Annotated in this window: 10 protein-coding genes and 1 pseudogene; 5 read left to right on the forward strand and 6 right to left on the reverse strand. The window is 68.4% G+C overall.

Features of this window, described 5'->3' with window-relative positions:
* Both GZ67_RS20720 and GZ67_RS0102975 read left to right on the forward strand, forming a co-directional pair.
* A pseudogene (locus tag GZ67_RS20720) lies at positions 1–358 on the forward strand (LLM class F420-dependent oxidoreductase); the annotation flags it as partial.
* Positions 355–2,019 carry an alpha-amylase family protein gene (locus GZ67_RS0102975; RefSeq protein WP_029262384.1) on the forward strand — a complete coding sequence of 555 codons (1,665 nt, stop codon included), beginning with the start codon at positions 355–357 and terminating at the stop codon, positions 2,017–2,019. The pseudogene GZ67_RS20720 and the gene GZ67_RS0102975, both read left to right, overlap by 4 nt.
* A 15-nt stretch (positions 2,020–2,034) precedes the next feature.
* Here GZ67_RS0102975 and GZ67_RS0102980 read toward each other — a convergent pair whose 3' ends face one another.
* Positions 2,035–4,458, reverse strand: a complete 2,424-nt coding sequence (locus GZ67_RS0102980; RefSeq protein WP_051662306.1) for a glycoside hydrolase family 65 protein — start codon at positions 4,456–4,458, stop codon at positions 2,035–2,037.
* Between the two features lie 349 nt (positions 4,459–4,807).
* Here GZ67_RS0102980 and GZ67_RS0102990 point away from each other — a divergent pair, with 349 nt between their 5' ends.
* Both GZ67_RS0102990 and GZ67_RS20515 read left to right on the forward strand, forming a co-directional pair.
* On the forward strand, positions 4,808–5,491 hold the full coding sequence (locus GZ67_RS0102990; RefSeq protein WP_036303575.1) for a DUF6766 family protein: 684 nt from the start codon (positions 4,808–4,810) through the stop codon (positions 5,489–5,491).
* Positions 5,466–5,684: a hypothetical protein gene (locus GZ67_RS20515; RefSeq protein ID WP_029262381.1), complete on the forward strand. Its 219-nt coding sequence runs from the start codon at positions 5,466–5,468 to the stop codon at positions 5,682–5,684. Before GZ67_RS0102990 ends, GZ67_RS20515 begins: the two co-directional genes overlap by 26 nt.
* Positions 5,685–5,699: 15 nt before the next feature.
* Here GZ67_RS20515 and GZ67_RS0102995 read toward each other — a convergent pair whose 3' ends face one another.
* Entirely contained in the window at positions 5,700–7,400 is a 1,701-nt protein-coding gene (locus GZ67_RS0102995; protein ID WP_029262380.1) for a long-chain-fatty-acid--CoA ligase, read from the reverse strand.
* Between the two features lie 52 nt (positions 7,401–7,452).
* A complete protein-coding gene (locus tag GZ67_RS0103000; RefSeq protein ID WP_029262379.1) occupies positions 7,453–7,848 on the reverse strand; it encodes a hypothetical protein in 396 nt (131 codons plus the stop codon).
* A 137-nt stretch (positions 7,849–7,985) separates the two neighbouring features.
* Here GZ67_RS0103000 and GZ67_RS0103005 point away from each other — a divergent pair, with 137 nt between their 5' ends.
* Positions 7,986–9,365, forward strand: a complete 1,380-nt coding sequence (locus GZ67_RS0103005) for a serine/threonine-protein kinase (RefSeq protein WP_029262378.1) — start codon at positions 7,986–7,988, stop codon at positions 9,363–9,365.
* 201 nt (positions 9,366–9,566) lie between these two features.
* Here the strand turns inward: GZ67_RS0103005 and GZ67_RS0103015 are convergent, their stop codons facing one another.
* The 3 genes from GZ67_RS0103015 to GZ67_RS0103025 form a co-directional block, all read right to left on the reverse strand.
* Positions 9,567–9,770 (reverse strand): hypothetical protein, encoded by a 204-nt coding sequence (locus GZ67_RS0103015; RefSeq protein WP_029262377.1) that lies wholly within the window; start codon positions 9,768–9,770, stop codon positions 9,567–9,569.
* Between the two features lie 60 nt (positions 9,771–9,830).
* Positions 9,831–9,962 (reverse strand): hypothetical protein, encoded by a 132-nt coding sequence (locus GZ67_RS21125; protein ID WP_269319684.1) that lies wholly within the window; start codon positions 9,960–9,962, stop codon positions 9,831–9,833.
* Positions 9,963–10,102: 140 nt separating this feature from the next.
* The gene (locus GZ67_RS0103025; RefSeq protein ID WP_231481680.1) at positions 10,103–10,378 is read right to left on the reverse strand and encodes a hypothetical protein; all 276 of its coding nucleotides are present in this window, start codon (positions 10,376–10,378) and stop codon (positions 10,103–10,105) included.
* Positions 10,379–10,621 lie beyond the last annotated feature (243 nt).

The raw sequence follows: 10,621 nt of genomic DNA on the forward strand, positions 1-10,621 counted from the left end.
CGACGCGGGCGGCACCGGCCCGTGCATCCTGCAGGTGCACGTGAGCTTGGCCGAGAGCGATGACGCCGCGTTCGCCATCGCCCGCAAGGAGTGGAAGAACGGCCTGCTCTCGCCCCCGGTCACGTGGGACCTCGAGCAGCCGGAGGACTTCGAGGCCGCCGTGGCGGGGCTCGACGAGCAGGGGCTGAGAAAGTCCGTGCTGGTCGAGCATGACGCCTCGTCGCTGGCCGGCCGGATCGCGGATCTGGCGGAGATCGGCTTCGACCGCGTGTACCTGCACCACGTCGGCACCGACCAGTCGTGGTTCCTCGACATCGCGGCATCCGAGCTGATCCCCGAACTGAAGGAGCGACTGTGAAGATCACCGACACCAGCGACCTGTGGTGGAAGACCGCGGTGGTCTACTGCCTCGATGTCGAGACCTTCCTCGATTCGAACGGCGACGGCGTCGGCGACCTGCAGGGACTCGCGAGGCGGATCGACTACCTCTCGCAGCTGGGGGTCACCTGCCTGTGGCTGATGCCGTTCTACCCGACGCCGGATCGCGACGACGGCTACGACGTCAGCGACTTCTACGGCGTCGATCCCCGCCTCGGCAACCACGGCGACCTCGTCGAGGTGATCCGCACCGCACGTGACCGGGGCATGCGAGTGATCGTCGACCTCGTCATCAACCACACCTCCGACCGGCATCCGTGGTTCCTGGCTGCGAAGCGCAGCGTCGACTCTCCGTTCCGGGACTACTATGTCTGGCGCAGCGACCCGCCGCCGAAAGGCCAGAAGAACGCCGTCTTCCCCGGTCAGGCGAACGGCATCTGGGGCAAGGACGAGAAGTCCGGGCAGTGGTACCAGCACAGCTTCTACGAGCATCAGCCCGACCTCAACATAGCCAACCCCCGCGTGCGCGACGAGATCGCGAAGATCATGGGGTTCTGGTTGCAGTTAGGTATCTCGGGCTTCCGCGTCGACGCGGTGCCGTTCCTCCTCGAGATCCCGGAGGGGGCGGAGATCCCCGAGCCGCACGACCTGCTGCGCGACATCCGGCGCTTCCTGCAGCGTCGTTCCAGCGAGGCGATCCTGCTGGGAGAGGTGAACCTGCCGTACGACCAGCAGGAGCAGTACTTCGGCGCCGACGACGGCGATGAGCTCACCATGCAGTTCGACTTCGTGGGGATGCAGGCGCTGTATCTGTCGTTCGCCCGCAAAGACCCGGCGCCGCTGATCGGCGCGCTGCGCGCCAGGCCCGCCCTCGGGACGGAGGTGCAGTGGGCGAACTTCCTGCGCAACCACGACGAGCTGACCCTTGACAAGCTCAGCGACAGCGAGCGGCAGGAGGTGTTCGAGGCCTTCGCCCCGGACGAACGGCAGCGCGTGTTCGGCCGAGGGATCACCCGCCGCCTCCCGCCGATGCTGGAGGGCGACCCGCGGCGGATCCGCATGGCCTACAGTCTGCTCTTCACCCTGCCCGGCACCCCGGTGCTGTTCTACGGCGAGGAGATCGGCATGGGGGAGAACATCGAGATCCCCGGCCGCGAAGCTGTGCGCACCCCGATGCAGTGGTCGACGGACCGCAACGGAGGGTTCTCGGATGCCGCACCGGGTCGGCTCGTCTCCCGTCCGCCGTCCGACGGGTACGCGCCGGAGCACGTCAACGTGGCCGCCCAGCTCGAGGACGCGCGCTCGCTGCTGCACTTCCTCCGCACTCTCACGGCGCGCTACCGCATCTCTCCCGAGCTCGGATGGGGCACGCTCGAGGTGATCGACCAGCCCGCCGAGTCGCTTCTCGTGCACTCGCTCGCAGCCGACGTCGGTCGTGTGATCGCCGTGCACAATTTCGCGGAGGTGCCGGTGACGACCGGGTTCTCGCTGACCGACGAGCCCGAGGGGACGACCCTCGTCGACCTCCTGGAGCCGGCGCATCTCCCGCTCGGCCCCGGCGGGGCGGTCGAGCTGGAGGTCCCGGCCTACGGGTATCGGTGGCTTCGCGTCTCGCGGCCCGGCGACGGACGGGTGATCTGAGGGCCGGACAGAGGCCTACGAACGGAACGCTTCGGCGGCCGGGCGCGGCTCCCGGCCGCGGGGCTGTGACGGACGCACTCCGGCTTCGGGTGCTTCCGGAATCTCGAGCGTGACGGCGTGCCCCGCCTCGAGGTCGACCGTGTCGTCGAAGTGGCCGACGGTCACAGACGGGCCGTCCTTCAGCAGATACGTCGCGGTACTCGGGGTGACCTCCACGCGGAGGGTCTGCCCGTGGATGCGGACGCCGAAGCGGAGCCGACTCGCCCGATCGGGTAGGCGCGGGGAGAATCGCAGCCCCTCGTCGGTGTCCCGCATGCCCGCGAAGCCGCCCGTGATGGCCGTCCACACGCCCGCCAGTGCCGCGATGTGCAGACCCTCGCTCGCGTTCTCGTGCAGGTCGTCGAGGTCGAGGGTGGCCGCTTCTCCGAGGTAGTCATAGGCGAGGTCGAGCTGGCCGACCTCGGCGGCGATGATCGCCTGGACTGCCGCGGAGAGCGAGGAGTCGCGCACGGTGATCGCCTCGTAGTAGGCGAAGGCCCGCTCCTTCTCGCGAGCGGTGAACACCTCATGAGCGAAGAACAGGGCGAGCACGAGGTCGGCCTGCTTCACCACCTGCTTCCGGTACAGGTCGAAGTAGGGGAAGTGGTCCTGTAGGAGGTACTGGTCGGGGTCCGTGCTCTCGAAATCCCACTGCTCCTGCTCCGTGAACCCCGCAGACTGCGGGTGCACGCCACGACTCTCGTCGAACGGGATCGACATCGCATCCGCTGTGCGCAGCCAGTCGTCCAGCTCTGATTCGTCGACGCCGAGCGTGCGGGCGACCTCGGGATGCCGCCGCGCGGCGGCGACGGCTCCCCGCAGATTCCGCTGCGCCATGAGGTTGGTGTACACGTTGTCGTCGGCGATCGCGGAGTACTCGTCGGGACCCGTCACCCCATCGAGGTGGAAGGCGCCGGCGGAGTCCCAGTGACCGAGCGACACCCACAGCCGAGCGGTCTCGACGAGCATCTCGAGGCCGGCCTCGCGCTCGAAGGCCTGGTCGCCCGTCGCGCGGACGTAGTGCACCACGGCGCCGGCGATGTCGGCGTTGACGTGGAAGGCCGCCGTGCTCGCGGGCCAGTATCCCGAGCTCTCCCTCCCGTCGATGGTGCGCCAGGGGAAGGCAGCACCGCGGAGGTGCAGATGCCGTGCGCGTTCCCGGGCGTGCTCGAGCGTCGAATGCCGCCACCGGAGTGCCTGCTCGGCCGCATGCGGGGCGGTGGAGGTGAGCACGGGGAGCACGAAGGCCTCGAAGTCCCAGAAGGTGTGGCCCTCGTATCCTGAGCCGGTCAGACCCTTGCCGGGAACGGAGCGGAGTTCCGCGCGGACGGATGCCTGGAAGACCTGGAAGAGCGCGTATCGCGCGGCCTGCTGCAGCCGCGGTTCACCCTCGACCTCGACGTCGGCGCACGCCCAGTAGTCGTCGAGACGCTCTCGCTGCTCGTCGACGAGTCGATCCCATCCGGCCCGTCGGGCATCGGCGACGGCCGCCTCCGCGCGGTCTCGGAGAGCAGAGGGCGATGTCGTCGCCGACCACTCGTGGCCGACGAACTTGATCAGCTCGACGTGCTCGCCGGGTGCGAGGACGACGCGGGCGGTGGTCCGCGAGAGGTCCTGAGACGCTTCGGTGACCAGGGTCGGCTCGACGGTGCCGGACGCGGTCACGGAGTGGTCCGTGCTCACCGCCACGGAGAGCCCGCTCTCCCGTGTTCGATGAAGGAGAGTCGCGGCGGTGCCGATCACGGCGGAGTCGACGCCGACGAGTGGTGCCTTGAGCAGTTCCTGCACCCGGGGATCGGAGTGGGTGATCGGAAGCGGTTCGTTCGGCAACGCCTCCGACTGGATCGTGACCGCGATCTCGTGGGAGACGGCCTGCACGCGGTAGCGCACGGCCGCGATCGAGCGGCGCGAGAACGACACGATGCGGGTCGAATCGATCCGGACATGCCGATCCGTCGGTGAGATCCACTCGGCTTCGCGGTGCAGGGTGCCGTCCTGGAAGTCGAGGCTTCGGCGGTGATGGAGGAGTTCGCCGCGCCGCACATCGAACGGTTCGTCGTCCACGAGGAGCCGGATGATCTGTCCGTTCGGCACGTTGATCACGGTCTGGCCGGACTGTGGATATCCGTAGCCCTCTTCGGCGTACGGCATCGGATGCTCTTCGAACATGCCGTTCAGGTAGCTGCCGGCGACCCCGCGGGGTTCCCCCTCGTCGAGGTTGCCGCGCCACCCGACGTGCCCGTTCGACAACCCGAAGATCGACTCGTCGTGTGCGAGGCGCGTGATGTCCATGCCGTCCAACGCGATGCTCCACGGCGCGACCTCGAAGCGCGGCCCGGAGGACGTGGTGTCCGATGACGACCGCTGGCTGATTCGCGGGCCTCGTCGATGTCGCGTCATGGATTCAGCATGCCCAGGACGCCACGAGGGTGCCAACGCCTTGACCCGCTCGGGGCGAACCGGCTAGAGGTGCAGAGCCGGTTCGCCGCGGATGCCGGTGACGGGGCGGCTAGCAACTCGATCCTGTCGGTTCAACCCCCTCGCAGCGGCGACGAGAAAGAGCCACCATGGGCGAGGCGGTGGCAAGCGAGATCGTCCGAGACTCCCGCTGCTCATCGCCTCGATGAGGGAGTGAGATGTCCGACAACGCGGTAGTCACGGCCGCCATGCGATCGGCCTTCTGGTCGTGGATGGTGATCATCGTCGGAGGATTGGTGGTCATGATCGTGCTGCCGCTGGCAGGACGGTGATGAAGGTGCGTGAATTTGTCCGCAACAGCAGCCTGAGTCTCGCCTTCCTGACCATTTTCCTGGTCACGATCGTCGGCCAATCGATCGCCGGGTATGTGTACAACAACGAGCAGCTCGCCCAGCATGGCCAGGCAGCGGTGGCATACACCGATTTCGTGACCTCCTCCGACTTCCTCGTCGACGTCGCGGAGAACTGGCAGTCGGAGTTCCTGCAGTTCTTCCTCTTCATCTTCGCCACGATCTGGCTGATCCAGCGCGGCTCGGCAGAGTCCAAGAAGCCCGGAGACGAAGGCGTCGGCACGGACGAAGACCAGATGGTCGGTGCCCACGCGCGAGCGGACTCGCCGCGGTGGGCGAAAGCCGGTGGGGTGCGTCTATGGGTCTATTCGAACTCGCTGCTGTTGACCATGGGGACCATATTCCTGCTGTCGTGGCTGGCGCAGTCGCTCGCGGGGCATGTGGTGGCGAACGAGGAGAACGCGATGCATGGACTGCCGCCCGAGACCTGGGGCGACTACGTGGTTTCCGCGGAGTTCTGGAATCGCACCCTGCAGAACTGGCAATCGGAGTTCCTCGCCGTCGGAGCGATGGTCGCCTTCGCCATCTACCTGCGCCAGCGCGGCTCGAGCGAGTCGAAGCCCGTCGGGGTTCCGCATCATGTCGCCAGCGTGGAATCTGAGTGAAGGGCAAGGAGGATGCCCGCAGAGGATCCCGACCGGCATCTCGCTGAACCTTCGCGCCAACCTGCAGATCGCGCGCAGCCACGACGCTCCGCCGTCGAGGCTGGCTGCCCTCGATGCGGAGGTCAGACGACTCGCCGACGCCGCGAGAGATCTCGCTCAGCTCGCCGAGGAGCTCTCGTCGCGCCTGGACTGAGGGTGGTGTGACCCCTCAGCGATCCTTGAGCAGCTCGTCGCGCACCTGGCGGCGCAGCACCTTGCCGATGAGCGACCGCGGCAGCTCATCGACGGCGGTGATGCGGCGCGGCACCTTGTAGGGCGTGAGTCGGGTGCGGCAGAAGTCGCGCAGCGCATCCACGTCGAGGGTGGCGCCCTCGCGGAGCACGACCGCGGCGGCGACGTCTTCTCCGCCGTGGGGCCTCGGAAGACCGACGACGGCGGCGGCGGTGACGTCCGGGTGCGCCGCGATCACGTCCTCCACCTCGCTGGGTGACACGTTGAACCCGCCCGTGATGATGAGTTCCTTGAGGCGGTCGACGATGCTCACGAACCCGTCGTCCGAGACCTCGGCGATGTCTCCGGTGCGGAGCCAGCCGTCTGCCAGCAGCGCATCCGCCGTCTCGCCCGGACGCCCCCAGTAGCCCTGGAAGACCTGAGGGCCACGGATGAGGAGCTCTCCGCGCTCGCCGGCCGGCATATCGACATCGGTGTCTTCGGGATCGACGACGCGGATCTCGGTGCTCGGGAAGGGCACGCCGACGGTGCCGGGACGACGGGTCGGCCCCATCGGATTGCCGAGTGCCACCGGCGAGCTCTCGGTCATGCCGTAGCCCTCGACGAGGAGGCCGCCGGTCGCCTCCTCCCACCGCTTCACCGTCGCGACCGGAAGGCTCATCGCGCCGGAGATGGCGAAGCGGACCGTCGAGAGATCGATGGTCCCGCGGGCCGCGGCGCGCGCCAGAGCGTCGTAGATGGGTGGCACAGCAGGAAGGAAGGTGGGCGGAGTCGAGCGCGCCGCGGCGGTGACCAGCCCCAGATCGAACGCGGGGAACAGGACGAGCCGCGCGCCGATGCTCATCGCGAACGTGAGGCACAGCGTCATGCCGTAGGCGTGGAACAACGGCAGCACGCCGTAGAACGTCTCCTCGCCGTCGACGAGGCCGGGCACCCACGCCCGTCCCTGCATCGCGTTGGCGCGGAGGTTCGAGTGCGTGAGGATCGCGCCCTTCGGAACGCCCGTCGTCCCGCTCGTGTACTGCAACAGCGCGGTGTCGCCCAACGTGGGACCGGGCACGCGGCGCGAGAGCCGGCGATGGTCGACGAGACTCTTCCAGGCGACGAGGTGCCGTGCCTTCGGTGTGCCGGTCAGCTTCGCTCGCGCCTCACGAGCCTTGGGGATCGGGAGGCGGAGCGCGACGCGCTTCGACAGGGGCATCGCCGCGGTGATGTCGACGCTGACGATGTGCTCGACCCGGAGGTCTGCGGGGAAGCCGGCGACCATGTCGGCGGCCTTGTCCCACACGATGGCGACGCGCGCGCCGTGATCCTCGAACTGGTGTCGCAGCTCGCGGGGTGTGTAGAGGGGGTTGTGCTCGACCACGATCGCGCCGAGTCGAAGCGTCGCGTAGAACGCCACGACATGCTGCGGACAGTTGGGAAGCACGAGGGCGACGCGGTCGCCCTTGCCGACCCCGAGCCGCCGGAGACCTTCGGCGGCTCGCTCGATCTGCTCCCCGAGCTCCCGGTACGTCGTGACCGCGCCGAAGAAATCCAGTGCCGGACGCCGGCCGAACGCCTTCACGCTCGCCGACAGCATCTCCGGGAGGGTCTGCGTCGGCTCGTCGATCTCCGCGGGGACGCCCTCCGCGTACGAATCGAGCCAGGGGCGTGAAGAGAGGGGAGGAACGGCCATGCCTCCATCCTGCCGGGGAATGCCGGTGCCTGTCAGGCCGGCCGCCGTCGATTCACCCCACGAACAGCAGGATGATCGAGAGCGTGACCGCCGCCGCCCCCACGCTGGCGAGGGTGACTCCGAGCACCTGCACGGCATGGAGGAGGGGCCGGCGGGGTTCGAATCGCATCAGGCTCGGGTGGTGCTCGCTGACGAACGCGTCGACCTCTTCCCGTCCCTGCCAGTGGCCGGATTCGTCGGCGCGGAGCGGGCGCTCCCAGAAGTCGCCGGCGGTGAACCATCGGGCACGGGCGCGGCCGTCGTCCTCGAGGATGAAGACCTCCTGCGGCACCCAGCGGCCATCGTGCACTTTCACCAGGAAGACGATGAGAAGCAGGGGGAGACCGATTCCGAGGCCGATCCACGACAGGATCTCGGCGATCAGCCCGATCGCATCGGCAGCATCCATGATCGGCTCCGTTCTCCTGAGAAAACAGTACCGGGGGTGTGTGGGCGCTCGTGTCAAGGCCCGAGCCTCGAGCGCGTCGAATCCGTAAGGTGGGCGGTCGCCGCCCGATACCCGACGGGCGTCAGGAGGATTCGACGATGACCGATGACTCGCTTCCTACCGAAGCGCTGCTCGATGGGCGCTATCAGCTGCAGGAATGCGTCGGGCAGGGCGGCATGGCCCGCGTGTATCGCGCCGACGACATCTTCCTCGGCCGCACCGTGGCGATCAAGATGCTGCGCGAGGAGATGGACGACGCCCAGTCATCCGGTCGTGCGCGCAGCGAGATGACGGTGCTCGCCTCGCTCAATCACCCCGGCCTGGTCACGCTCTATGACGCGCAGCTCGTCCCGGGGCGAGCTGAGTACCTGGTGATGGAGTTCATCGATGGGCCGACCTTGTCCGCCCGCATCGCGCAGGGGCCGCTCGCACCGGCCGAGGTGGCCCGGCTCGCAGCGGACCTCGCCGAGGCGCTGCATGTCGTGCACGGCGCCGGCATCGTGCATCGCGACATCAAGCCGTCGAACGTGTTGATGTCGCGGACGCCGCTCGCCGGCAGCCGGTCGGGGGCGAAACTAGCCGACTTCGGGATCTCCGTCCTCGTCGATGCTGCACGGCTCACCACCCCCGGGCTCGTGATCGGAACCGCGGCGTATCTCGCCCCGGAGCAGTTGAGAGGGGAGCCGCCCGCTCCGCCCGCCGACATCTATTCGCTGGGGCTGGTGCTGCTCGAGGCCCTCACCGGTGTGCGAGCATTCCCGGAGGCCGAGGGCATCGGTGCCGCGATGGCCCGGCTCATCGAGACGCCGGAGGTGCCGGCGGCGCTGGGATCCGAGTGGTCCACCCTCCTGACCCGGATGCTGGCAGCGGACCCCGGTGATCGGCCGCGCGCCTCGGAGGTCTTCGCCGCGTCGTCGGCACTCGCGACGGCATCGTCAGCATCGTCGCGTCCGGCACCGCCTGCGCCTCCGCGTCCTGCCGTCCCGGCCACGGTCGCCGCGATGGCCGCAGCGGGCGCCGTGTCATCGCCGGCCACCACCCCGACCGTCCTTCTTCCCGACGGAGCTGTCCGACCGCGCGGTCGGACAGCGCGAAAGGCTCGCAGACGTCGCCGGGGGATCATCGGCGGCGCGGTGGTCGCGGCGGTCGCGGCATCCGTCCTGACCGGGGTGTGGCTGTCGGGCATCGGCCCCGTGGATCCGGAGGTGACCGACACCGTCGACACCGAGCAGTCTCCCGCGACGACTCCGGAGCCCTCCGTGACACCCGTGAACGCTCCCGTGCAGCCTGCCGAGCCTGCCGAGCCGGTCGTGCCCGCCGAGGACACCGAGCCCGGCGGCGGGAAGCCGACCGACGAGCAGAAAGCCGCCGAGAAAGCCGCCAAGGAAGCGGAGAAGGCGCAGCAGAAGGCTGAAGAAGAGGCCAGGAAGCAGGCGGAGAAGGTGCAGAAAGAGGCGGAGAAGCGGGGCGACGGCTAGATCCTCCGGCCTCGGAAGGCCCGCTACTCGACGATGCAGGCCGAGGTCACGGTGAGGTGGATCTGGCCGTCGATGCTCGACGTGTCCTTGATGCTCATCCGCTCCACGGGGCGGCCCTCGCTGTAGCGGATGTCCTCCGCGAGGGCGGTGGCGCAGCCGGAGAGGACGATGCCGATGATCTTGACCGCCGGTCCTCAGCCGTCAGTTCGTTCCGGGTGGGAGCTTGTCGACGCCGTGCCGGTTCGGCTTGCCGGGTTCGGCTGCCGTCTCGGGCGAGGCGTGGGTCTCACCGACGGGTGCCTCGGAGGTCGGATAGCTCGGCTCTTCGATCTCGATCGCTTTGTCCCGCTCTTCGAGGGGAGGCAGGTGGTCCAGGGGCTGTTTGATGTCGTCTGGGTGTGTCATGCCCCGAGGGTGCGACGCTTCGGAAGAGAGCGCCAGGGGGTTGCGCACGCGCGAATCAGGTCACTCGTCCTGGTCGGCGACGTCGATGTCGTCGTCCTCGTCGATGTCGTCATCGGTGGACGGCATGTCCGGGTCGATGCCGACGGCGTCGACGACGGGCTGGTCATCGTTGTTTTTCTGCGGATCTGACATCAGAGACTCCGTTCGGATGAAAAGGGTGGGGAGTTCAGTCTCGCCCTGCCGGCCCGGGCACGCGTGCCCATTGACAGACGCGTGCGCCGGGCCGGAGAATCCCGACCCTCGTCGGCTCGCCCGCCGGCGTCTCGTCGACGTCAGGCGGTGGCCAGCGGAGGCAGGTGCGGAATCGGGATCGGGCGACTCGCGCGTCGCGGCGAATGGAACCGCTGCACGTCCTCGAGCACATCCGCCGCAGACATGTAGTACGTCGCGAGCGGCAGGTCCCGCAGCCAGACGGCTTCGACCTCGACGGTGTCGACCTGATAGATGCAGGCGACCGTGCGGCGCGAGTCATCCGCGGCGTAGCGGTGGTCGAGGATCAGCCACTCGGTATCGGTGATCTTCCTGAGCTCGAATCGGGGATCGGGCATCGTGAACATCTCAACACTCCAATCAGTCGGCCGGCATCGGCTGGCGAGGAGCGCACCGCATCCGAGGATGCAGATCCCTGCATCGTGCGGTCGAACGGGCGCCCTTTCAGCCCGCCGGATTTCATCGAAATTCTACGTCCGACCGATATGTTGCTCAACTTCCGGTGCGCGTCGTTCGCGTGGGGTCGCCGAGTGCACGGCGTGCCCGCGAGTGCACGGCTCATCGACGCGGATATCCCGTGC

Source organism: Microbacterium sp. Cr-K20, from assembly GCF_000708325.1.
Classification (GTDB): domain Bacteria; phylum Actinomycetota; class Actinomycetes; order Actinomycetales; family Microbacteriaceae; genus Microbacterium.

Excerpts from the sequence above, each read along its gene's own strand:
- GZ67_RS0102980 (WP_051662306.1), bottom strand. The coding sequence starts at position 4,458 with ATGACGCGACATCGACGAGGCCCGCGAATCAGCCAGCGGTCGTCATCG.
- GZ67_RS0102990 (WP_036303575.1), top strand. The coding sequence starts at position 4,808 with ATGAAGGTGCGTGAATTTGTCCGCAACAGCAGCCTGAGTCTCGCCTTC.
- GZ67_RS20515 (WP_029262381.1), top strand. The coding sequence starts at position 5,466 with ATGTCGCCAGCGTGGAATCTGAGTGAAGGGCAAGGAGGATGCCCGCAG.
- GZ67_RS0102995 (WP_029262380.1), bottom strand. The coding sequence starts at position 7,400 with ATGGCCGTTCCTCCCCTCTCTTCACGCCCCTGGCTCGATTCGTACGCG.
- GZ67_RS0103000 (WP_029262379.1), bottom strand. The coding sequence starts at position 7,848 with ATGGATGCTGCCGATGCGATCGGGCTGATCGCCGAGATCCTGTCGTGG.
- GZ67_RS0103005 (WP_029262378.1), top strand. The coding sequence starts at position 7,986 with ATGACCGATGACTCGCTTCCTACCGAAGCGCTGCTCGATGGGCGCTAT.
- GZ67_RS0103015 (WP_029262377.1), bottom strand. The coding sequence starts at position 9,770 with ATGACACACCCAGACGACATCAAACAGCCCCTGGACCACCTGCCTCCC.
- GZ67_RS21125 (WP_269319684.1), bottom strand. The coding sequence starts at position 9,962 with ATGTCAGATCCGCAGAAAAACAACGATGACCAGCCCGTCGTCGACGCC.
- GZ67_RS0103025 (WP_231481680.1), bottom strand. The coding sequence starts at position 10,378 with ATGCCCGATCCCCGATTCGAGCTCAGGAAGATCACCGATACCGAGTGG.